The sequence below is a fragment of the Spiroplasma endosymbiont of Dasysyrphus albostriatus genome, from assembly GCF_964019495.1.
In the GTDB taxonomy this organism is placed as follows: domain Bacteria; phylum Bacillota_I; class Bacilli_A; order Mycoplasmatales; family VBWQ01; genus Spiroplasma_E.
The window spans coordinates 1,394,606-1,418,375 of the sequence record NZ_OZ026447.1 but is presented as its reverse complement, the minus strand read 5'-3'; the positions used below and the strand labels follow the sequence as shown (position 1 = coordinate 1,418,375).

Sequence of the window (23,770 nt, the reverse complement as noted above, 5' to 3'; positions counted from 1 at the left end):
TTAAATATTAAAATTTTACCCCATAATTCCAGCTTCATATAAATGTTTAAAGTGACCTTCTTTAACTTTTAATTCATCAAAAGTACCAACTTGAACTAAACCTTTTTCTTTTTCTAAAACTAAAATCTTATCAACAGTTTTAATTGTTGATAAACGATGGGCAATAATAATACTAGTACGACCAATCATTAATTTATTAAATTGTGCTTGTATTTCCTTTTCGACAATATTATCTAAGGCACTAGTAGCTTCATCTAAAATTAATAGTTCTGGATTTTTTAAAAAGATACGAGCAATAGCTACTCTTTGTTTTTGCCCACCAGATAAGTTAATCCCACGTTCACCTAAAATTGTATTATAACCATTAGGTAATTGTTCAATGTAATCATGTAAGTTAGCTTTACTTGCAGCAATTTTGAGTTCTTCTAAAGTTGCTCCTTGCTTAGTATAACTAATGTTTTCGGCAAATGTGCCAAATAAAATTTGTGGATCTTGTTCAATATAGCCAATATGATGTAAGTATTGTGCTAAGTCAATATCACGTAAATCAGTATTATTATTAATTAAAATTCTTCCTTTAGCGGGGTCATAGTAACGTAGTAATAACTTAGAAATAGTAGTTTTTCCGACACCAGTTGCACCAACAATAGCATAACTTTTACCTTTTTCAAAAGTGAAAGAGAAGTTATTTAAAATTCAGTCTTCTTTTTCATCATAGCGAAAATTAACATTTTCAAAAATAATATCACTAGTAATTTGTTTTACTGGTAAGGCTTTTTCTTTATTAACTATTTTTGGTTTAATATTAAGAATTTCATTAACTCTTAAAATTGAAGTTGATGTTTTAGCTCAATTACCTAAGAATTGAATACTTTGAATAACTGGGAAAATTAAAGTGTTGACTGCTAATAAAAAAGCAATTAGTGTTTGAACACTAATGATGTGTTTACTTACAAAAATGAAACCAGCAACTAAACCAACAATGTTAATTCCTGTTAGCAATGTAATTAGTAATGCTCTAGTAAAACTTTCAAAAGTAATAGTTTTTTTTGCTGCTTGGTAATATTTAAGATGTTCATTAGAAAATCTTTTATTTTCACTTTTTTCTGTAGCATTACTTTTAATTAAAGTAATAGTATTTAGTCGATCAGTAATATCAGCATTAACTTCAGTGTAAACTTTTCTTCATTTATAGTTTAAATAACGAATAATTTGAACATTTAATACTGATATTATTAAAATTGATAAAACAATACCTAAAACAATTAATGATAATTGTCAATTTAAAGAAAAAATAACGTAAATTGAACCAAAAAAAGTCACAATTGAACTAAGCATAGTTAAAGGAATAGATTGCATATTTTCACCAATAACACTAGTATCACTAATTAGTTTTGTTAAAGTGTCACCAATTTTGCGGTCTTCATAATATGACATATCTAAATCTAGTAAATGTTTTAAAACTTTATTTCGATATTCAATTTCAACTTTAACACCAATGATGCTTCCTGTTAAATTACGAAAGTACATAAATAATCCTGATGCAATTTGTAAACTAATTAAAATATAAGCTAAAGTAGTAATTTTTTCTCATTGAAAACCATCGGCGGTAGCTAAAAAATTATTAGTAATTTTAGGAATAATCACTGAAATTATTGAAGAAGCAATAGTGGTTAGTATTGCAATTAGATAAAGTAGTGGATATTTTTTAAAGTATTTAATAACTGCGCTTAAGAAACCACTTTTTTTTATTTTTAATTCATTATAATCAGTCACGCTTTTTTTTATTTTTGCTGTTGTTTTTTCTTTTGTCGGCGAAGCAGTAATTTTTGTTTTATTTTTTTTGGACATAATATTTGATCTCCTTATTAATAATTTATTTTTATTTGTTATAGTGGTAAACCCAATTCTTTTAATGGAATATAATTAAAAAAATAACGACAATTACTATCTATTATATAATTTAAAGTATCTTTATATTCTGGTTTTTTAAATCAATCACTTAATAAATATCAGTATTCAATTTTGCAATTTAATATTGATAAAAGTTTTTGTCATTGTTTTCTTTTAAAATCACAAGTTTGTAGTTTTTCATCAACACTTCCAGCAACATTTTGTGTTTTAATTTCAATAATGAAAAAAGTATTATTCTTATATACAAAAATACTGTCATCTGGTAGTAATTTTTTTGATAAAAAGTAATTTCAGTTTAAATTGTGGTGTTTTTCTAAATAAACATAGATTGCATGTTTTTTGAAAATATTAGCAACATGTTCTCCCATATAAAACAATTCAAATGCATCATTTCTTTTTAAATTGTGGATTCCAATCATATTTTTAATTTCATAATTTTCCTGTTTTTTAAAAAATGAATATAACTCTTTTTCTCCTTCAAAAGCGAGACCAGTTTTTGTATTTGCACCACCGATTCCATTTTTAACCATTATTATCATCCAATCTTTTTTTTGCTAGATTAAAATATTCAATATTATTTTCAATTCCTATGAAATTTCTATTGTGCATTTTACATGCAAGACCAGTTGTGCCACTACCCATAAACGGATCTAAGACAATATCATTTTCATTAGTACAAGCAATTATAATTCTTTTTAAAAGATCTAATGGTTTTTGTGAAGGATGTTTACCATAAATTTTTTCAAATGGTTTAGGGGTAGTTATTGCTCAAACACTTCGCATTTGCTTATCTTCATTCTTAAAATTATCTTCTTCTCATTTAGAATATTTCATATCTTTGTAATTAAAAACATGTTTAGAATTACTATCTTTTTTTGCTCATATTAATGTTTCATGACTAGCAGTAAAATTTCTACAACCAATATTAGGTGTACAATTAGGTTTGTATCAAGCTATGTCATTAAGAATGTGAAAATTTAGTTCTTGTAAAATAAAACCACAAATGTAAATAGAATGATAAGTTCCAGTAATTATTAAAGTTCCATTTGGTTTTAAAATTCTTTTGCATTCTTTAATTCATTTTTGATGAAATTTATAATTTTCAATAAAACCTTTACTTTTATCTCATTCACCTTTATTAACAGATGTTCTTTTGCCAGCGTTAACACTATAACCATCATTTGATAAAAAATAAGGTGGATCGATAAATATAAAATCAACTAATTCATTTTTCATTTTTTTCATTTCAATAAAACTATCTCCAAAAATAAGATTTATTTTTTTAACTTGATTTGAATTTGAATTATCTATTTTAAGTTTAACTGTTTTTCCATTTTTGGTTTCTAATTCTTTACTCACTAAACTCATTATTAGTACTCCTTAGTTACAATTATTTGTTTATATTATTACAATACTATTTAGTTTATTAAACTTCCCTTTTCTTTAATATTATATATTAAATAATTAATAAATAAGTATTTTACTATAGATACTATTTATTAATTTTTATTACTTCACGTTTCATATATTGTTAAAAACTTATTATTTAATGGTTTTTTTTGTTCTATTAAATGCTTTTTTAAAATTTCTAGATAGTATTTAAAAGCAACAGTTAAATCTTGAAAGGCAAGTTTTCTTAATTCTTCAACATAATAATGGTTACGTTCAATTGATATTTTATCTGCTAATAATACTATTAATTCTAAAGGTTTCATTTCAGTTGCACCAGTAGTATGTTTAGCAATTGCATGAAGAACTAAATCATCATGGTACTGATAATGATTTTTTAAATACAATGCTGCTACATAACCATGTCAAATTGGAAATGGTTCTTGTAAAAATTCTTTATTATATTTTGTTAAAAATTTAGTCATTTTATTTTTACTTCATTGTTTGCAAAGGTCATGATAAGTGCCTGCAATTAGGGCTTTATTAGCATCTTCGTTATAATGGATTGCTAATTTAACAGCCATTTTACCAACATTAATACAATGTTCAGTTCTATTGTTATCTAAATTTGCTTTTAAACGCTCATAACTATATATTAAATTATTGTTAATATAATCATTAATTTTTATATCAATTTGATTAATAATTTCACCATTTCTAATTTTGGCAGAGCTAATATCACTACTTGGTCGAACTACTAAATTTTGACACTTGTATTTTGACATTAGTTCTAATGTTTTACGATAATGAGGGCGATTAACAACAATAATTTTAACTAAATTAATTAACTGTTCAATTCCTTGTCATTTATTTAAGGTATATAAATTATCAGAACCGATAATAAAAAAGAATTTGTGATTTGGATAGTTTTCAATAAAGTAGTTAATAGTATTAATAGTATAACTAGGTTGTTTACTTGTTAGTTCATAATCATTTAATTTTATTCAAGAATAGTTTTTAATAACTAAATTAATCATATCGACTCTTTGTTGATCGCTGGCACTGACACTGTCTTTTAACGGATTTTGTTTTGTTGGTAAAATTCAAACTTCATCAAGTGAAAGTTTATGATAAGCTGTATTTGCAATATTTAAATGTTGATTATGAAATGGATCAAAAGTTCCACCAAAAATACCAATTCTTTTCATTATTTGCTAGTTCCTAATGATTCTAAAATTTCTTTATTATATTTTTTTGTTCTTATCATTTTAATTTCATGTAAATAAGGTGGATGTCCATTAATTCATGGCGTTTCTAAAATTTTTATTTTAGTAAGCAACAATGGATGATAAATAATGTTAATTAAAGTTTGAAAACCAAGGTAACCCATTCCTAAGTTAGCATGACGATCTTTATGAGCATTGATTGGGTTTTTAGAATCATTAACATGAATAACTAATAATTTATCTAATCCAATAAGTTGATCAAATTGTTGTATTACTTGTTCTAAATTATTATTAAGATCATAACCAGCATCAGATAAGTGACAAGTATCTCAACAAACACCAATTAGTTCGGGTCTTTTTACATTATTAATAATATATTGAAGTTGTTCAAAAGTAGTTCCTACTTCACTACCTTTTCCTGACATTGTTTCCAAAGCAATTTTTACAGTTTGTTTTTCTAAACATGCTGCATTTAGTCCTTTAACAATTTGATCTAAAGCAGTTTGTGGTAAAGCACCAACAGCGCTACCTGGATGTAAAACCAAAGTTTTAATGCCAATATCTTGACAGCGAATTATTTCTTGTCGTAAGAAATCTACTGCTAATTGGTAAGTACTTTTGTTAATACTATTAGCCAGATTAATAATATAAGGAGCATGGACAATAAGATTATTAATATTAATATTTTTTTCAATTAGTTTTTCTGTAAATTCTTTAATAAATAATGCTTTGGTTGGTTTACGAATTGTATTTTGTGGAGCACCTGTATAAAACATAAACGTATTGGCATTATAACTTAGAGCTTCTTCAAGAGCACCTAATAAATATTTTGGTGCTTTCATTGAAACATGAGATCCAATAATTAATTTGTCATTTTCCATCTTGCTTCCTCTTTCATTATTAATTTTCATCAAAAAGTTTTTTTCTTCTTGCAATTGCTTGTGTTTTTTTAATTTTCTTAATTGATGCTTTAATGTGTTGTTTTCTTGTTTCTTTTTTTATTGCTTCTAAATCTTTATTAAATTTTTTCTTATAACCAGGAGTTACATTTTTATTTTTTTTAAAGCGATTAATAACATATTGTTCTTCTTTATTTCTTTCTATTTTTCGTTTATGAGCAATGATGTTGTCATTAGTAATTTCTGGTAGTAACTTATTATCTTTAATTTTATAGTATTCTATTGGAACGTTTAAATTTTTTAACTTATGAATAGTAGAATTATCACTCTTATCATAAAATACATAAGAAATACCTGAATAGTTAGCTCGTCCTGTTCGCCCTGCTCGATGAAAATAATATTCTATATTATTTGTCGGTAATTGTAAAGAGATAACATGAGATACCCCTTCAATATCAATACCACGTGCTGCGATATCTGAACAAACAACATATTGATATTCAAAATTTTTAATACGTTTAAAAGTTTGAGAACGTTCTCGTGCTGGTAATCCACCATGTAAGATTGCTACTTTTTTATTTTCTTCAATTAAGACGTTTGCAATTTCTTCAATATTTTCTTTGTTATTAACAAAAATTAAACATAAATAAGGATCAAACATTGTTAATAATGATTGTAGTTGTTTTTTACTATCTTGATGATGACGATTAATAAAAATATGTTGAATTTTTTGAGATTTATTATCAATACTAATTGTAGTAGCATTAGTAATATATTTTTTTAATCAAGTAACTAGTTGGGGTAATATTGTTGCTGAAAAAGTCATAATTTGAGTATTTTTATTCATTTTAGTAATTAAAAAATCTAAATCTTCCATGAATTCCATATCAAATAACATATCACATTCATCAATAACTAAAGTGTTAGTAGTAGTAATTGCTAACATATTAAGTTCATATAAACGTTTTAATCTAGTTGGAGTACCAATTACAATTTGTGGTTGATTATTACTTAAATTATTACTTTGACGAATAATATCTTTGCCACCCACTAAACAAGCAATGCTAATATTTTGATCTTTGATTAAAGCTTTTAAAAAATTGAACGTTTGTTGAGCAAGTTCACGAGTAGGTGTAATAATAACTGCTTGTGTTACTTTTAAAGTAACATTACAATTATTTAAAATTGGAATTAAATAAGTATGAGTTTTACCACTACCAGTAGCACTTTTAATAATTAAGTTTTTATTAGTTAATGCTAAAGGAATGATTTCAGTTTGGACTGGTGTTGGATTAATTAGTTTTTCTTTTTTTAAATTTTCAATTAGTCATGGTTGTAAATTAAATTGTTGAAATGACATACGTTCACCTTTTTCTTTAATGCAATATTAATATTTTATCTTATTTTTACTAAGTTCTTTAAAAAATAAGATAAAAAACTTTATTAAAAGTAATAATAATTACTATTTTAATGTTTAAGATTATTAATTTTCAAAAAATAAAAAAATACATCAGTAATTTATACAACTAATTGTTTATCTAAATTTCTAATCTAATAAAAGTAAAATGTCAATAGATTATTTGTAATCATGTAAAATTAACTTAGAAAAAATTTAAGGGCTTAGAAAAGAGGTTTGTAATTTATGTCAGAAGAAGATGAAGAAATCAACAAAAATTATTGCTGGTCTTATCGGCTCTGCAGCTTTAATTGGAGCCACCATTGCTGGTGGTATGACAGCTATTGCTGAAACAGAAGGAGAAAAAGAAGAAGAAGAGGAAGAAAAAAATAAAAAAAAATCAAATGGTTCGATCTCTAAACAATCATCAATTAGTGATAATAAACGAATTTTAGCAGTAATTTTAAAAAGCAAAACAAATTTGTAATTAAAAACTGAAGACAAATTGAAAATGACAAGTCCAGAAACTGTAAAGGAGGTTATTAAAGAGAGACTAATTGAAAGTAATCCACAATCAAATTTAATAAAAGAAAAAATTATTTTAGGTAATTTAAAATATAATAATATGAACATTAAACCAACTACTTTAACAGTTGAAATGACTTATGATGACCCTTTAGTTATTGGAAGTGTAATTTTAAATATAATTTATCCAAAATAAAAGATAAGCAGAACTTGTTTATAAAATGACGCAAATTTATATATTAAGAAAATTTAGGGGGTTATTTATATGCAAAATAATTTAAATATAATGTTTTTAGTTAATTGATCAGATTTTTCAATAAAGGACTGAATAATCATAGGATTATCAATATTATTATTAATGCTAACTTTTATTTTTATTTTAGTTATTTTTCTTTTTAAAAGAAAAAGATTTAAGTTTAAAATAAACAATATTATAAGTGATAATTTAGTAAAAATAGGTAAAAATAATTATAAATTTTCAAGTAGAAATGCTTTTATACTCTTTAATGAAATTAAATCAATAATTTTAGATAAGCGTTATAAGTATTTTTATAAATTTAAAAAGAGATATAAAGATGGTAGTTTAAATAATGAACTTTTTGATATAGTTCAAAAATATTATTTAAAAAATGAAAAAGAATTAAAGAAAAAACCAAAACCTTTATTTGAAAATAAAAAAAATGATAAACCCAGTGATGCTGTTAATAAAAAAGATGATAAAAAAGTTAAATTTGTTTTTGATGATCAAGAAATGACAGTAAAAATTGAAGAAGATAAATAAAACTACTCAATTGAGTAGTTTTATTTATTTATAACTATTTTTTATCTTTTAAAAATATGTATAAAAATTTAACACCAAATATTCTAGATATTATGATATAATTCTTTAAACTTAATTTAAGTTTTCAACTCATTATTTTATTTTTTTAAAGTAAATGGGTTTTTTATTTTTTTGAAAGGAAGATTAAAAGATATGTATAGTAAAGTTAAAAAAATAAAAAGTATATATAAATTAATTGCTGAAATTAAAGAAGAAATAAAACTTCCAGAAGGATTTGAAGAAAGAAAAATGTACCATGCTTGAGTACAAGAACCACTTTGCAATGTTTTAGATACCACTTGATATCATGAAATTGATATAAAAATTCAAAATATTGAAAAAAGATTAAATAATAATATTAATAAAACTAGTTTAAAAGAAATCAAAATAGAATTGGAAAAAATAACAAAAGAAATTGATCAAAAAAATGGTTGAGATATAGAAAAAGATAATAATTTTATTGATGAAATAAATAAAATAAGTTTATCAATCCAACATAAAACTAAAATTAATAATAAATTTATAGCAAAATAAAAATAGTTACCAAAATGGTAACTATTTTTCTAAATTAAAAAAAATGCTAAAATCAAGAACATAAACTTAATATAAGTTTATAAATACACTATTTATTTTAAAAAGGAAATATAAAATATGGATATAATGTTAGAACCTGTTTAGAATCTTTTTAATAAAATTGAAATAAAGGAAAGAACAACCATTTGTAAACTAGTATTTAGTTTTCTTTCACAATTTTTTCATAATCTTCTGCATTTTTCTAATCATGCAAAGCTTCGTTCTACAACTCATCTTTTTGGTAGTACTACAAAAGAATGTAATTCATTACGTTTTACAACTTCAACATTTGCATTTATGATTGTTTTGATTGCAGAAGCAAATTTTTCACCAGTATAGCCAGCATCTACTATTATTTTTTGAACTGTAGAAAGATTTTCTTTGAGGCTTTTTAATAATCTGTGTTTCTTTGTTTTACAAAGTTACTAATTCAGATTAATTCTGTCTTCAAATTTTATCATAAAATGAGCAATTGCTGTATTTCAATTTTGAATGGGCATTGTTCATTTTTTTGTTATATTGTCAATTGCTAAATAAAATATTTTAAAAACTGACATATCGTTAGGAAAAACTTTTTTATTTCTGATGACTTTTCGTAATTGACTATTAACAGATTCAATAGCATTTGTGGTATAAATTACCCTTTTTATTTCTGCAGGATAACTAATAAAAACCATTAAATTATCTCAATTTTTATATCAAGATTTAGCAATTTGTGGATATTGTTTAGTTCATTTATTTTCAAATGATTCTAAAGCTTGCATTGCTTGTTCTTCACTACATGCAGTATAAATTGGTTTTAAATCTGCAACTAGAGATTTTCTATGCTTATATGAGACATATTTCAAACTATTTCTAATTTGATGAACGATGCATAATTGATGTTCGGTTTTAGGATAAACTGATTGTATTGCTTCTGACATGCCTGTTAAATTATCACTACAAGCAATCAGAATATCATTTAAGCCACGATTTTTCATTTCTGTGAAATTGGCTAATCAAAATTTAGAACCTTCATTTTCACTAATTCATAAACCTAAAACATCTTTTTTACCTTCTAAATCAACTCCTAAAGCTATATAAACTGATTTATTAATAATCCGTTTATCTTGTCGTACTTTAACTACTATACAATCAAAATAAACAATCGGATAAACACTATCTAATGGTCGATTTTGCCATGCTTTGACGTCATCAATAACATCATCAGTAATTTGACTAATAACACTTTCACTAATATCAGCACCATGATATAACTCTTGTAATTGCATTCTAATATCTGATAATGTCATACCTTTTGCATATAAAGAAAGAACTTGTTGATCAAAACCATCAAATCTTCTTTGTCTTTTTGCAACTATTACAGGATTAAAATTACTATTACGATCTCTTGGTACATCAATTTCAATTTTACCTTGTTGGGTTATTAATTTTTTTGAACTTATACCATTACGAGCATTGTCACTATTACTATGTTGATTCTTATCATATCCTAAATAATTTTGCATCTCAGAATTCAACATTTTTTCTACTAATCTTTTTGTTAATTCTTTATATAATCCTCCCTCTTTAAAAACTGTTGTTAAATCTTCAGTATTTTCTAATAATAAATCTACTGCTTGTGATATTGGATCATTGTTATTAATATTTTGCTTTTTAGCCATCTGTAACTCACTCTTTCTAGAAAATTAATTATATTTACTAGAACTAATTAAACATAGTTATTTTTGTAAGTTACACAGATTACTAAACATTACCTTTTCTTTTTCACTTTTAATCATTATGATAGCACTATTACGATCTGTTTTTTCTGCTGTAGTTATGTAAATTGCATGTGGTAAACCTTGCGTATCAACTGCAATATGACGTTTTATTCCTGAAATCTTTTTACCAGCATCATAACCTTTATTTTCAGTAGTATCTGTATTTTTAACACTTTGCGAATCAATTATACAAAAACTAGTTTTTTCTTTTCGATGATTCTTAATACGAATCTTTTTAACTAATTTTTTTTAAAATTAATTGCAATACACTAGGTTCTTTATCATTGTTTTTACTTCAAATTTGGAAATAATAATATACAGTTTGTCATTTTGGAAAATTTTTTGGTAACATTCTTCATTGACAACCACTTTTTAATACATATAAAACTGCACAAAACACTTCATATAAATCTAAATTTCTTGGTTTTGTTTTCTTTTTGCTGTTTTCTAAAGTTGATTTTATGTTCTCAAATTGTTCTTTAGTAACATGACTTGGATAATTTTTATGCATATATACCTCTTATTTTAAAATATATAGTAATTTTACATTATTTTCTAAAAGATTCTAAACAGGTTCTTAGAGAATAACAATAACGAAAAAACAAAAGATGAATCTATTTTTATACCTTCTCCTGCTATTTTTGTAGAAATTTCATTTGAAAACATTAAAACTAAAAAAACAAAAACATGTAGAAAGACAAAAAAATATTTAGAAAAAAATAAATCAAATCCTGAATTTATTAGAAAAAAAAGAGAAGGAGAAAAAAGACGCAGAAAAAAATATATTGAAAAGAAAAAAATAAAGAACTGCTTGATAAGCAAGTTCAATTAATGATTAATGAAGTTAATAACTTTGCTAATTATGAAACAATACAGATAGAAGATATATTGCAAGAAAATCAAAAAATTCTGTCTTTAAATGATATTATTGATATTGAATCAGAATATTGAGTATCTACAGTTAACTGTGTAAATTATAATTCTTTTAATCTTTAAAAAAATCGTAAGTATTACTTATGATTTCTATTTTGTTTACGTTCATTTTCAGTCAAGAATTTTTTACGCATACGAATATTTTGTGGTGTTACTTCAACTAATTCATCGCTAGCAATAAATTCTAAAGATTCTTCTAAACTAAAAATAGTTGGTGGTGTTAATCTAACAGCTTCATCATTACCTGAACTTCTAGTATTTGTTAATTGTTTTGCTTTGCAAGGATTAACATCTAAATCTTTATCACGATTACTTAAACCAATAATCATTCCTTCATACACTTTAGTTTGCGGTTTAACAAATAAAGTACCACGTTCTTCTAAAGAATTTAAAGCATAAGGTAATGTTGTGCCTGTAATCATACTTACTAGAACGCCATTTCTATTATTATTAATTTCGCCTTTTAATGGTTCATATGTAAGGAAACTACGAACCATAACACCAGTTCCGCGAGTAATATTAACGTATTGACGACCAAATCCAATTAATCCTCTTGTTGGAATATGAAAAATAATTTTATCACGAACATTATCAGAATCCATATTAGTCATAATACCTTTTCTTAGATTTAAATTATTAATAACAGTACTACTATATTCAGTAGGATGATTTAAAATAATTTCTTCGACTGGTTCAGTGGTGTGTCCTTTTTCATCTTTTTTAAATACTACTTCCGGTTTAGAAATACCTAATTCAAAGCCTTCGCGACGCATATTTTCAATTAAAACAGATAAATGTAATTCACCACGACCAAAAACTTTAAAACCATCAGCATTACTTCCAGATAATTGTTCTATTTTTAAACCAACATTAGTTTCTAATTCTCTTGTTAAACGTTCTTTAATTTTATTACTAGTTACTAGTTTACCTTCAGTTCCAGAAAATGGTGAATTATTAACAAGGAAATTCATTGACATTGTTGGAGCCTGTATTGTAATTGGTTCCATTGGCACAACATTATCTTTATCACAAATAGTATTACCAATTGTTATATTTTCAATACCCGCTATGCAAACAATATCACCAGCAACAGCGTTTTTAACAGCTACTCGTTTTAATCCTTGATAAACAAATAAATATTTTACTTTAGCTTTTCTTTTTAAATCATAATCATCAACAACAATTATTTCTTGTCCTTCAGAAATAGTACCTTGAAATAATCTACCAATTCCAATTCTGCCAATAAAACTATCATAATCTAATGAACTAATTTGCATTTGTAAAGGCTCATTATATTTTACTAATTTAGAAATTTTAGCATGTTTAATAATTGTTTCAAATAATGGTTCTAAATTTTCACTTGGTTGATTCAATTCATATTGGGCAATACCTTGTTTAGTAATTCCATAAAGTGTTGGAAAGTCTAACTGTTCATCATTAGCATTTAATTCCATAAAAAGTTCTAATACTTCATCTTTTACTTCTTCAATTCTTTGGTCCTTTTTATCAATTTTGTTAATCATTAAAATTGGATTTAAGTTATGTTCTAGTGCTTTTTGCAATACAAAACGAGTTTGTGGCATTGGTCCTTCAACACTATCAACTAGTAAAATAACACAGTCTACTGTTTTCATAATTCTTTCAACTTCAGAGGAAAAGTCAGCATGACCAGGTGTATCAATAATATTAATTTTTGTATTACCATGCATGATTGAACAATTTTTAGAATAAATAGTAATTCCTCGTTGACGTTCTTGATCATTACTATCCATTATTTGTTCAACAATAACTTGGTTTTGATGAAAAATATTTGATTGCTTTAATAAAGCATCAACTAATGTTGACTTTCCAACATCGACGTGTGCTATCACTGCAATATTAATAATTTTTTGTTCAGCAGAAACTTTTTCTTGTTCAGACATTTTTCATTCTCCGTTATTCTTAAATTTTGACATTATATAAATTATACGCAATATTTTTAAATTTAGTAAAATAATTAAAAAAATAATTTATTTAAAATGATTTTTTGACATATAATAATTATTTAAATCTTATGATTTGTGATTTTTTTTCATTTTCATGAGTTTTATTTCTATATTTACTTTTTTCATTATTTTTTAAAAAATTATTTTGTTGTATTTGTTCGGTTAATAAATATGTTTGTATATCATTAAAATTATTTGTATATATAAAACTACTACTAGGTTTTGATATTTTTATTTCGATAAATAAACTGTCTTTAGTGTGTGTTTCTAATGTATTAGTATAATGTTTTATTAATTAAAGATGTGTTAATTTTTGTTGTTAATTCTCATATTTGATTTTTATTTGGTAATGATAAATCTAATGGTTCTTGTTGCAGTCTTTGTTTTTTACTTGATAGTGATAAATCTAATGGTTTTTCATTTTTTAATTGTTCTGAAAATTGATGAGATATTGTAAATAAATATTGTAATTCTTCATCTGTTATGTTTTCTTGATTTATTAATTCACCTACAAATAAATTTAATTCAGTTAATATTTCAAATAATTGTTGAGGTTCTTTTTTATATTTATTAATAAAAAAACTAAATTTTTTTATTTGTGCTAAATATTTGTTTAAAATTTTATTTAATTTCTTTTTTATCTTTTTGTTTTTATTAAATTTTCTTTGAATTTTATTTCTGTATTTTCTAATATTTTCTAATTCTAAAAAATATTTTTGTTGTTTATATAAATCATTATTGATACTTGCAATTGCATTAGTTATTTCAGAAATTTTAAATTTGTAATTAATTAAAGTACTAATTTTTAAATTTCTATTCATCAATTCAAGTAATTTTTGTCTTCTTTCATTCATATTTTTGCCTCTTTCTATATTTTTGATAGTCTAATCTCAAATTTCTTAATAATTATCATTTGTGTACAAATACTAAAATTTCTATAATAACTACTTATATTTATTTTTTAGAATTAATATCTATTTAATTTAAAATTTTTCTATAAACTTTTTTAAAAGTTTTACACACTTTAATGATAACACTTTATAGAAATTGATAAAATTATAATAAATATTTCATTTTTTTATAAAACTATATTTTTATTTATTATTTTTTAAAAAATAATAAATAAAAACTGATAAAATCAAATTACAAAGTTATTTTAGATATTTCGGAGGCAAAAATAATGGCAAATAAAATATTAGTAATTCGTTCTTCTATGATTAAAAAAGAACTATCTTATTCTGAAAGTTTAGTATCTCGTTTTGTTAAATATTATCGTGAATTTCATCCAGAAGATTCAATAATTGAATTAGATTTAAATCAAATACCAATGGCAAGTATTACTATTACGCAAAAAAACTTTACTTCATATTTTAATGAAAAAGATTCTGATTATTATATTAATCAACTAAAAAATGTTAATAAAGTTATATATACAACACCAATGACAAATTTTAATGTTACTAGCATGACAAAAAATTATTTAGATCACATCTTAGTTGCTGGTAAAACTTTTGATTATAAATATACCAAACAAGGTGAAGCTAGAGGATTATTACCACATTTAAAAGTTCAAATTTTGGCGACACAAGGAGCACCATATGGCTGATATTTATGAGGTAATCATGCAACTTATTTAAAAGGGACATGAGAATTTGTAGGTGCTAAAGTAGTAGAACCAATTCTTATTTGTGGTACTAAGGTTCAAGAACTTCATCAAAATGATGCTAATTTACTTATTGGTTCTAAAATATTAGCAAAAGGTGGAGGTTTGCCAGCATTAGGGCCAGAAAAAACGATGGATAAATTTGAACAGTATATTAAAGAAGCAGCAAAAAAGTTTTAACTTTAAAAAATATAATTTTTGTGAATTTATCTTCAAAAAGTAGTAAAGTAAAATTGGCTTCTTAAATAAAGTCAAAATAATAAAATAGAAGGATGAAAAAATATTGACAGCATTAAGTGTTTTAACATTTGCATCAGCTGCAGGAAGTTTAACTGTAACTGTCTTAAACACAAGTTCCCAAAAAAATGATGTTTTAAATAATAAGACTCAACAAGATACAATTTACATTGATGAAAATGGCAAAAAAGTAATAACTAATAAGCATAATCTATCATATATAAAAACTACCAAAATTACTCAAATTGGATTTTATAAAAATGATCAGGGAGAAATTCAAGTTGTTAATATGCCAATAACAATTAAAGAAGTCCCAGAACAATTACCACCAGAAATAACTTCTTTGAGTTATATGTTTATTCATACAACATCATTTAATCAAGATTTATCAAAATGAGATGTATCTAATGTAACAAATATGAGTTGAATGTTTTCCGCTGCAAATGCATTTAATCAAAATTTATCATCTTGAGATACTTCAAATGTAACAAATATGAGTTATATGTTTGCTGGTGCAAGAAAATTTAATCAAGATTTGTCAAAATGAGATGTATCTAATGTAACAAATATGAACAATATGTTTAGTAATGCATGAGTATTTAATCAAGATTTATCAAAGTGAAATACATCAAACGTAATAGATATGAGTTGAATGTTTTTATACGCTTTTTTATTTAATGGAGATATTTCATCTTGAGATACTTCAAATGTTACGAATATGAATTTAATGTTTGCTCATGCTTTAAAATTTAATCAAGATTTATCAAAATGAAATGTATCTAATGTTATGAAATACGAAAGTTTTTCTTTTGATTCAGGACTTCATAACTCAAAAAAATTACCAAAGTTTAAAAAAAATTTTTAATAATTTAAAATACTAATTTAAGATTTTTATAGTTTTTTATCCTAAATCTTCGTCCTTTATTAGAATTTCACGATTAGGATTTTGTTCAATTATTAATTGTTTGTAAATTGTATCACGATATTTTACACAACCATCAATAACATTATCTAAAGGATTTAGAGCAGTACGCACTTCAAAAAGATCTCCTTCATATTTTTGACGCATTGGTTTTGTACCTTTTTCAGTTTTAACTTCAATATAATATTCTTTAGCTAATTCTTCTTCAATAAATTTATCAACTTTTTTAATATAAGCTCCACCACCACAAATTGTGATTCCCTTACCTTTTTTCTTTAAATCACTAATACTTCCGGCAGCCTTGTCACCAGCAGTTCTTAGTACTCTACGAATGGCTGGAATAATATGTTCTTTGAATTGAGCTTGCATAACATTTTCACGAATTTCTTCTGGTGTAATTTCAATAGTTTTAGAAATTGACATTGTTTCTCCTGGTTGAGAATTTAATCTAGGTAATGAAAAACCCGAAATTGTGTATGGTTTTTCATCTTGATATTTCATAAGTGAGCCAATATTTTTAATAACATCTTCAGCTTCTTTTATTCCAACTTTTAAGGCATGTTTTTTTATAATATATTCTTGAACTTTTTGTATTAAATAGTCACCAGCACAATGTGTTGTATATGAATATAATATTGAATTATTACTAATAATAGCAACATCAGTACTGCCACCACCAATATCAATGCACATAATTGCACTTCCAAAAATATCTTGCCCTGAGCCTAACGCTGCCATTTTTACTTCTTCTTGTACAAATCCACGGAGTGCTCCTAAACGATATACAATATTTTCTAAAGCTTCTTTTTGTACTGAATTAATTTCACTTGGTGTTGCCATCAACACAATCAAATTACGATTTTTATCTAATTTTTCATGTTTTTTTATAGAATTGTTATTAATTTCTTTTAAATTTTTAATTTCAAGTCTGAAATCTTGAAAAATTTTAGTAAGAATACGTTGTAAAGCATCTGGATCAGCAATATTACCATCACGAACTGGACGTTTAATAATAACGTTTTCATTTGTTTTGTCAGTTAAAGCCTTAGCCTCTTCACCGTAAAGAATTCTATTTTTTTCATAGTCTTCAGCTAAATAGGTTGGAGCATCATATCTAAGACCTATATTAATATGTCTAGCTTTAAAGTTTTCTGTTCCGATATCTAAAGCTAATCATTGATAATCAGTTATTGATTTAAGTTTGTTATTTTTCTGATTTAAATTTTCTTTTCTTGTTTTAAACATTTCTCTAATTTTCCCTTTCTTTAAATACTTAAATTTTATCTAAATTAATTTTACATTATTTTATAAATAAGTTATTTATATTAATTTATAAGGAAATATGGGATTAATGTTGATAATTTTTATTTATTATATTTTGTTTAAAAAACAGCAAAAACTTTGAAGTATGTAATATATCTAATTTTATAAATATTAAATTTAATTGAATAAATAGTTAAAAATATATTTTAATTATCTGAAAAAATCTCTGGTTTTTATTAAAAAAAGGAGATAAAATAATCATTGGAAAGGAAGGTAAAATTGAAAATAACTAATGATTTATTAAACAACTCACATATTATTTTTGAATCTAATATTAAAAATCAAATAGAAGCACTAACTAAAATTACTGATTTGGCATTTTCATTAGGTTATATTACTAATCGTGATGAATTACTAAAAGCATTTCTTGCTCGTGAACAAGAATCATCAACAGGTTTTGAAGGTGGAATTGCAATTCCACACGCTAGAATTAAATCAATTAAAAAACCTGCAATTCTAATATTATGTAATAATAATGGTGTTGACTGAAAAGCAATAGATGGACAATTAACAACTTTTATTATTGCTTTAATAATTCCTGAAACACAAGCAGAAAATTTACATTTAGATATTTTAAGTACACTTGCAATTAAACTTGTAAATGAAGATTTTCGTAAAAAATTAAAAAATGCAAAAAATTCACAAGAAATAATATCGCTTATTAATAATGAAACAGTTAAAAATAGTACTAAAAAAGAAATAAAAACAATGAAAAACAAGGAAACAAAAAAAATTATTGGAGTTTCTTCTTGTACAACTGGAGTAGTTCATACTTACATGTGTAAAGAATTATTAGAAACCGCAGGAAAAGAACTAGGCTATCAAGTACATATTGAATGTCAAGGTCAAAAAGGACCAGAATATGTACTAACAGAACAAGAAATTAAAGAAGCGGATGTCGTTATTTTAGCAACAGATGTTGCAATTGACTTAGAACGTTTTATTGGTAAAAAAACATATACTTGTGGTATAAAACCAGTAGTTAAAGATGCTAAACAAACTATTAAAGAAAGTTTAACAAAAGCAAAAATATACGGTGAACCTAATGGAAATAGTGGTGATTTCATTTTAAATGCTTCGAAAGGTAAACCAGCAATTTTAAAACATTTATTAAGTGGAGTATCATATATGATACCATTTGTTGTTTTTGCTGGTTTAATTTTTGCTATTGTTGGTGGTATCGCAAAAGGTACTTTTGGTAATGGATTTGAATTTAAAAATTCATGAGAAGAACAACTTGCTTGATTAAAAACAAATCCACCAGGAGTTAATTCTGGATTAATTGGTGGTACAACGCTAATGCATGTATTAATGATTATCAATAACATTGCTGGTATTGGCTTTACATTGATGATACCAATCATGGGTGCTTATATTGCTTATTCAATCGCAGGACGTCCTGGTATTGCTCCAGCAATGATTATTACATTTTTATTAGTATCACCTGGTACGGGAATGTGATTTGGATGAGGAGTATTTAATCTTACTGCTAGTTCTAAAATTGATGCAAGTCAACCTTTTCAGGGTAATGCTAATGTTTCATGAACATTATTTGGTGCTCTTTATGGAGGACTAATGGCTGGTTATTTAGTTCGATTTGTAAATTCATGAAAAGTACCAAAATGATTATTACCAATTATGCCAATTATTATTATTCCTGTTTTTTGTACAGCAATTATTGCAATTCCAACCGCTTTCTTTTTAGCAGCACCATTTGGATATGTAATGGGTGCATTGGATTATGGTTTAAGTTGAATGGGGTTACATCCAAATATAGGGTTTTTAGTTGGATTATTATTAGGAGCAATGGTTGGATTTGATATGGGTGGTCCAATTAATAAAACAGCTGTTCTTGTTGCAACATCATTAATGGTACAAGATGGTGGTCGATTAATGGGACCAGTAGCAGCAGCGATTCCGATTGCGCCATTGGGTTGTGCATTGACATCAACAGTATTTAGTCGTAAATTATTTACAAAACAAGAACAATCATTAGGGTGAAATGCCTGATTATTAGGGTTTATGGGAATTTCTGAATCTGCTATTCCATTTGCAGTAAGAGATACATGAAGAACAATAGTTGCTAATGTTATTGGTAGTGCTGTTGCGGGTGCTTTAGCATTTGGTTTTGGTGTACTTGGTCATGTTGGGGCTTGAGGTTCTTTTATTATTGCTTTATTTGGTGGTGTTACTAATATTAATGGTAGTTATATTGGTATTTTATGATATGCAGTAGCTATTATTATTGGTACGGTAGTACAATCTATTATTTATACTTCACTTTTATTGCAAAAGCAAGGATTATATAGATCTTCAATTTTAACGTTATTAAATAAAATTGGAATTAAAACTAAAAATAAAAAAAGAAAATAATATTAATATATGAATAATAAAAAAAATTGATGATTTGAAAATCAATATAGTCGAAGTACAATAACTATTGATGATAAAAAAATAACTATTTATCATAAAGGATTAACAACTTTTAGTTTAAAAAAACAAACTAAAAATATTATTATGATTAATAATATTAATTATTTAGTTCTTAGAAAGCCAACTTTTTGACAGTGTGGGTACCTTTATTTTGTTTTAAAAAATGAAATTGAAAAAACCAATAATCAAGAAATTTTATTATCTAATTTATGTATAGCCTTCAAACGAAAAAATGAATTTAAAGAAGCAGAAGAAATTAAGAGTATTATTGATAATTTAATTATTTAAACTAAAAAAGCATTTTAATTGACATATTAAAAAAATTAAATTACAATTCTAATTATAATTTAATTGGAATGGCAACACTTTTTAGGACTATTTTTTGGTAGACATTTGTTGTTGATATTTAACTGGAGTTAAGTAGTTTAAAGTGCTGTGAATTCTTATATTGTTATATCAATTGATGTAATCAAATAATTCTAATTTTAATTGGATTAATGATGTAAAATTTTTATCATTAATAAATTCGGTTTTAAAAGTTTTAAAAGTTGCTTCAGCAACAGCATTATCATAAGGACAACCTTTTTTACTTAAAGAACGGTTAATGTTGAATGCTAGTAAAAGTTTATCAATAATTTTATTGTTAAATTCATTACCGCGATCACTATGAAATATTTGAATATCTTTTAAACAGCGATTTGATTGCATAAATGCTTGATGTACTAATGATGCATCTTTTTTAACTCCAACACTATGTCCGATAATTTCGCGGTTAAATAGGTCTATTAATAGGCAAATATAGTTTCACCTACCATTAACTTGTACATAAGTTAAATCACTAACAATAACTTCATTTTTAATCCTATTCTTAAATTTTCTATTAACAAGATTAGTTATTTGACTATCGTTAACTTTGTTATTATGATTTTTGAATGATAATTTAGTATATTTTGATATTAAATTATGTTCATTCATAATTTTTTTAATTTTTCTGCGCGATAAATAAATTTCTTGGTTTTCTAGAATTTTTTTTAATTTTCTAGTACCATAAACTTCTTTATTTTCTTTAAAAGCACTAATAACAGCTTCATCATAAATATTATTTTTGATTTTATTTTCTTTTTTCTTTAAATTAAAATAATATGTTGATTTAGATATTTTTAAAAAACGACACATTGTGCGAATTTTATATTTAGCTTTATTTTTGACAATAATTTCTATTTTCTGCCTATTATTAGTGCTGCTTGCTTTAAAATATCATTGGTGGTTAGCCCTAATTACTGGACCATATTTTGATAGATATTTCTAAATTTTTATTTGTAATATTGGTGGTTTTAAAAATTTAGAATGTATTCTTTCATAATTATAAAACATAACATATTGATTTACATCATTAATAGCTTCATTGATTGTTAAATATTGATTTGAGTCTTTAGGCAATCATTCTTGAGATAAATGTGAAAATCAATTTTCAGATATGACATTACCGCCAATATCATATGGTTGTTTTTTGCTTAAAATTATTTGTTTGTTTTTTGCTTATTTTGTAATTTCTTGACAATAAAATTCGTTGGCGTTATCTGAATGTAAAATAACGTTTTTTATTTGATTTCAAGAAAATTGGTTGTTTATTTTTTCAAGTGCAGGAAGAATTAAATCTTGATATGATTTATTTGAAAATGTATTATAACTAACAACATTATTTGAATAAAAATCAATAATTACAAAAAGATATAGTCAACCTTCTTTGGTGTTTATTTGTTTAGTATCCATTGATCAAATTTGATTTGAAGCGGTTGTACTTTTGTAATCTTTGTTTACTTTATCCATTGTAGGTATTCACTTATTTGGATTTTTTTTGTTTTTAGGATAGTTATTTTTAGTTTGTTTTAATCCTTGAATATTGTGTTTTTTCATAATTTTTCGCATTTGTTTTGTTGATAATTCTATATTTAAAATGATATTTTTCTCTTGTTTTAATCACTCTTTAAAAGCTGAAAAAATTCTTAAATATCCATAAATTCTACCTTTTCTTGTAGAATGAAATTCGATTAAAAGTTGGCATAATTCTTGATATTTATGATTGCAATTAATAATATGATTTTTTTCTTTTTTAATAAGTTTTTGTTTATTTTTTAAAAAGTAATATGTTGATCTGTTTAATTGAAGATATTGACATAAGTTTCTAATTGAATATTGATTTTTGCAATCATCGATAATTTTAATTTTTTCTTTGATATTTAATTTGTTAATTATTAATGCTATTTGTTTAATTTTATCCATTAATAAAAATCCTTTCAGGTCAAAATTAGTGTTCATTATATAACACAATTGTTTTTAGAATACATTCAGATTTTTTAAATTAATGGTCTAGTAAAAAGGGCTAAGTGGCCCCATCCATAATAGATGTCCAATCCTAATATAGATATTTCTCCATATTAGGATTTTTATTAAATTAAAATATTTGAAAGGAAGATAAAAAGATATGCCTAAAAATATACAAAATATACAAATGACAGAAAAAGAATATAAAAATTTTAAAAATTATAAAAAACAAAAAGCAATTCAAGAAGAAATGATATTAAAAACAAAAAGTACAGCAAAAAAAGCAGGGAAAATTGCTATTAATCATGCGCCAACAATAGGTGATACGTTGGGGTTTTTAGCAGGTGGATTTGGTGCAGGACTTACTGATAATAATTATAATACTATTTTTGATATATAGCTAACGAAAGTAATGTTTACTCATAAATAATGTAAAATAATAATATGTAATTTAAACAATTCTTGCACTTACAAGTATAATTCAGCAATAATTAAAATAGATTAGGAAGATTAAATTATGCCAAAACCATACAGTGAGGACTTACGAAGAAAAGTAATAGAAGTTTATGAAAGTAAAAACATGAAAATTAAAGAAATTTGTAAAGTGTTCAATATCACTAGAAAGACTTTATTTTTATGAAGAAAAAGAAAGCAAAAAACCGGAAATATAAAACCAATTTTGAATTATCAAAAAGGACATAGCCACAAAATAAAGGATTTAGATGAATTAAAAAATTATTTAGCAGAAAATAAAGATGTTACAGTTCAAAAAGTAATTGAAAAATTTGGTGATATGACAAAAGAAACAGTTTATAACTATTTCAAAAAACTAAATTATACATATAAAAAAAACTTTTCTATATGAACAAAGAGATAAAAATAAACAAGAAGATTTTTTAAAAGAAATAGCGAAAATAATGAATGAAGATTTGGTATATATTGATGAATCTGGAATTGATGATAATGAATTTTATAAATATGGTTGGTCTGAAAAAGGTAAAAGATTATTTGATAATAAACCTGCATATAAAATAAAGAGAATGAGTATAATTGGTGCACTAAATAAAGGTAAATTAAAAGCTCTATGAGCATTTGAAGGACATTGCAATAGTAAAATTTTTGAATCATATGTTAAAAATATACTAATTCCAGTATTAAAGTGTGGACAAATTATAGTTTTAGATAATGCGACGTTTCATAAATCTAAAGCAACAAAACAATTAATTGAAAATGCTGGATGCAAACTATTATTTCTTCCACCATATTCTCCTAATTTAAATCCAATTGAACATTTTTGATTTGCTATAAAACATAATATAAGAAAAATATTACCAAATTATTGACCAAATATTAAAAACGCGATTGATTTTGTTTTTCAAGATATGAGTAAACATTACTTTAGTTAGCTATACCTGTTGCAATTTCTTCAGGTGTTGGTGGAGCA

General features: G+C 24.6%; 25 protein-coding genes and 2 pseudogenes. 12 read left to right on the top strand and 15 right to left on the bottom strand.

Annotation, left to right across the window (positions count from 1 at the left end):
• Positions 1–15: 15 nt before the first annotated feature.
• From AACL11_RS08425 to AACL11_RS08400, 6 genes are all read right to left on the bottom strand, one after another.
• Entirely contained in the window at positions 16–1,851 is a 1,836-nt protein-coding gene (locus tag AACL11_RS08425) for an ABC transporter ATP-binding protein (RefSeq protein WP_338987406.1), read from the bottom strand.
• A 38-nt stretch (positions 1,852–1,889) separates the two neighbouring features.
• On the bottom strand, positions 1,890–2,444 hold the full coding sequence (locus tag AACL11_RS08420) for a hypothetical protein (protein WP_338987405.1): 555 nt from the start codon (positions 2,442–2,444) through the stop codon (positions 1,890–1,892).
• The gene (locus AACL11_RS08415) at positions 2,437–3,159 is read right to left on the bottom strand and encodes a DNA-methyltransferase (RefSeq protein ID WP_422397952.1); all 723 of its coding nucleotides are present in this window, start codon (positions 3,157–3,159) and stop codon (positions 2,437–2,439) included. The genes AACL11_RS08420 and AACL11_RS08415 overlap by 8 nt, the downstream gene beginning before the upstream one ends.
• A gap of 254 nt (positions 3,160–3,413) precedes the next feature.
• Complete coding sequence (locus AACL11_RS08410; protein ID WP_338987402.1) at positions 3,414–4,511, bottom strand: nicotinate-nucleotide adenylyltransferase; 1,098 nt, start codon at positions 4,509–4,511, stop codon at positions 3,414–3,416.
• On the bottom strand, positions 4,511–5,410 hold the full coding sequence (locus tag AACL11_RS08405; protein WP_252320030.1) for a deoxyribonuclease IV: 900 nt from the start codon (positions 5,408–5,410) through the stop codon (positions 4,511–4,513). The genes AACL11_RS08410 and AACL11_RS08405 overlap by 1 nt, the downstream gene beginning before the upstream one ends.
• A gap of 19 nt (positions 5,411–5,429) precedes the next feature.
• Positions 5,430–6,788, bottom strand: a complete 1,359-nt coding sequence (locus tag AACL11_RS08400) for a DEAD/DEAH box helicase (RefSeq protein ID WP_338987400.1) — start codon at positions 6,786–6,788, stop codon at positions 5,430–5,432.
• A gap of 295 nt (positions 6,789–7,083) precedes the next feature.
• Here AACL11_RS08400 and AACL11_RS08395 point away from each other — a divergent pair, with 295 nt between their 5' ends.
• From AACL11_RS08395 to AACL11_RS08380, 4 genes are all read left to right on the top strand, one after another.
• Complete coding sequence (locus AACL11_RS08395) at positions 7,084–7,311, top strand: hypothetical protein (RefSeq protein WP_338987398.1); 228 nt, start codon at positions 7,084–7,086, stop codon at positions 7,309–7,311.
• A 24-nt stretch (positions 7,312–7,335) separates the two neighbouring features.
• Positions 7,336–7,545, top strand: a complete 210-nt coding sequence (locus tag AACL11_RS08390; protein ID WP_338987396.1) for a hypothetical protein — start codon at positions 7,336–7,338, stop codon at positions 7,543–7,545.
• 69 nt (positions 7,546–7,614) lie between these two features.
• Positions 7,615–8,130 carry a hypothetical protein gene (locus AACL11_RS08385; protein ID WP_252320024.1) on the top strand — a complete coding sequence of 172 codons (516 nt, stop codon included), beginning with the start codon at positions 7,615–7,617 and terminating at the stop codon, positions 8,128–8,130.
• 192 nt (positions 8,131–8,322) lie between these two features.
• Entirely contained in the window at positions 8,323–8,703 is a 381-nt protein-coding gene (locus tag AACL11_RS08380) for a hypothetical protein (RefSeq protein ID WP_338987394.1), read from the top strand.
• A 140-nt stretch (positions 8,704–8,843) separates the two neighbouring features.
• On the opposite strand, the pseudogene AACL11_RS08375 reads toward AACL11_RS08380, so the two are convergent.
• The 3 genes and pseudogenes from AACL11_RS08375 to AACL11_RS08365 form a co-directional block, all read right to left on the bottom strand.
• Positions 8,844–9,140, bottom strand: a pseudogene (locus AACL11_RS08375) (transposase); the annotation flags it as partial.
• Between the two features lie 27 nt (positions 9,141–9,167).
• Positions 9,168–10,406: an IS256 family transposase gene (locus tag AACL11_RS08370; RefSeq protein WP_338986680.1), complete on the bottom strand. Its 1,239-nt coding sequence runs from the start codon at positions 10,404–10,406 to the stop codon at positions 9,168–9,170.
• 111 nt (positions 10,407–10,517) lie between these two features.
• A pseudogene (locus tag AACL11_RS08365) lies at positions 10,518–11,016 on the bottom strand (IS5 family transposase); the annotation flags it as partial.
• A gap of 320 nt (positions 11,017–11,336) precedes the next feature.
• Between AACL11_RS08365 and AACL11_RS08360 the strand changes: the two are divergent.
• On the top strand, positions 11,337–11,501 hold the full coding sequence (locus AACL11_RS08360) for a hypothetical protein (protein WP_338987393.1): 165 nt from the start codon (positions 11,337–11,339) through the stop codon (positions 11,499–11,501).
• A 14-nt stretch (positions 11,502–11,515) separates the two neighbouring features.
• Here the strand turns inward: AACL11_RS08360 and typA are convergent, their stop codons facing one another.
• Both typA and AACL11_RS08350 read right to left on the bottom strand, forming a co-directional pair.
• Positions 11,516–13,360 carry a translational GTPase TypA gene (gene typA, locus AACL11_RS08355; protein ID WP_338987391.1) on the bottom strand — a complete coding sequence of 615 codons (1,845 nt, stop codon included), beginning with the start codon at positions 13,358–13,360 and terminating at the stop codon, positions 11,516–11,518.
• A 338-nt stretch (positions 13,361–13,698) separates the two neighbouring features.
• Positions 13,699–14,277, bottom strand: a complete 579-nt coding sequence (locus AACL11_RS08350; RefSeq protein ID WP_338987389.1) for a hypothetical protein — start codon at positions 14,275–14,277, stop codon at positions 13,699–13,701.
• Positions 14,278–14,603: 326 nt separating this feature from the next.
• Here AACL11_RS08350 and AACL11_RS08345 point away from each other — a divergent pair, with 326 nt between their 5' ends.
• Both AACL11_RS08345 and AACL11_RS08340 read left to right on the top strand, forming a co-directional pair.
• Positions 14,604–15,266 carry an FMN-dependent NADH-azoreductase gene (locus AACL11_RS08345; protein WP_252320342.1) on the top strand — a complete coding sequence of 221 codons (663 nt, stop codon included), beginning with the start codon at positions 14,604–14,606 and terminating at the stop codon, positions 15,264–15,266.
• Positions 15,267–15,369: 103 nt separating this feature from the next.
• The gene (locus tag AACL11_RS08340) at positions 15,370–16,188 is read left to right on the top strand and encodes a BspA family leucine-rich repeat surface protein (RefSeq protein WP_338987386.1); all 819 of its coding nucleotides are present in this window, start codon (positions 15,370–15,372) and stop codon (positions 16,186–16,188) included.
• Positions 16,189–16,224: 36 nt separating this feature from the next.
• On the opposite strand, the gene AACL11_RS08335 is transcribed toward AACL11_RS08340, so the two are convergent.
• On the bottom strand, positions 16,225–17,490 hold the full coding sequence (locus AACL11_RS08335) for a rod shape-determining protein (RefSeq protein WP_252320338.1): 1,266 nt from the start codon (positions 17,488–17,490) through the stop codon (positions 16,225–16,227).
• Between the two features lie 297 nt (positions 17,491–17,787).
• Between AACL11_RS08335 and AACL11_RS08330 the strand changes: the two genes are divergently transcribed.
• Both AACL11_RS08330 and AACL11_RS08325 read left to right on the top strand, forming a co-directional pair.
• Positions 17,788–19,941, top strand: a complete 2,154-nt coding sequence (locus AACL11_RS08330; RefSeq protein WP_338987384.1) for a fructose-specific PTS transporter subunit EIIC — start codon at positions 17,788–17,790, stop codon at positions 19,939–19,941.
• Between the two features lie 9 nt (positions 19,942–19,950).
• Positions 19,951–20,289, top strand: a complete 339-nt coding sequence (locus AACL11_RS08325; protein WP_252320326.1) for a hypothetical protein — start codon at positions 19,951–19,953, stop codon at positions 20,287–20,289.
• Positions 20,290–20,376: 87 nt separating this feature from the next.
• Here the strand turns inward: AACL11_RS08325 and AACL11_RS08320 are convergent, their stop codons facing one another.
• From AACL11_RS08320 to AACL11_RS08310, 3 genes are all read right to left on the bottom strand, one after another.
• On the bottom strand, positions 20,377–21,279 hold the full coding sequence (locus tag AACL11_RS08320; RefSeq protein WP_338988505.1) for an IS3 family transposase: 903 nt from the start codon (positions 21,277–21,279) through the stop codon (positions 20,377–20,379).
• Between the two features lie 27 nt (positions 21,280–21,306).
• Positions 21,307–21,441 carry a hypothetical protein gene (locus AACL11_RS08315; RefSeq protein ID WP_338987381.1) on the bottom strand — a complete coding sequence of 45 codons (135 nt, stop codon included), beginning with the start codon at positions 21,439–21,441 and terminating at the stop codon, positions 21,307–21,309.
• A gap of 99 nt (positions 21,442–21,540) precedes the next feature.
• Positions 21,541–22,320: a DDE-type integrase/transposase/recombinase gene (locus AACL11_RS08310; RefSeq protein ID WP_338987380.1), complete on the bottom strand. Its 780-nt coding sequence runs from the start codon at positions 22,318–22,320 to the stop codon at positions 21,541–21,543.
• 166 nt (positions 22,321–22,486) lie between these two features.
• Between AACL11_RS08310 and AACL11_RS08305 the strand changes: the two genes are divergently transcribed.
• The 3 genes from AACL11_RS08305 (at position 22,487) to AACL11_RS08295 (ending at position 23,732) form a co-directional block, all read left to right on the top strand.
• A complete protein-coding gene (locus AACL11_RS08305) occupies positions 22,487–22,726 on the top strand; it encodes a hypothetical protein (RefSeq protein ID WP_338987379.1) in 240 nt (79 codons plus the stop codon).
• A gap of 117 nt (positions 22,727–22,843) precedes the next feature.
• On the top strand, positions 22,844–23,203 hold the full coding sequence (locus AACL11_RS08300) for a helix-turn-helix domain-containing protein (RefSeq protein ID WP_338973555.1): 360 nt from the start codon (positions 22,844–22,846) through the stop codon (positions 23,201–23,203).
• Positions 23,160–23,732, top strand: coding sequence for an IS630 family transposase (locus AACL11_RS08295; protein WP_338988471.1), 573 nt, complete (start codon positions 23,160–23,162; stop codon positions 23,730–23,732). Before AACL11_RS08300 ends, AACL11_RS08295 begins: the two co-directional genes overlap by 44 nt.
• Positions 23,733–23,770 lie beyond the last annotated feature (38 nt).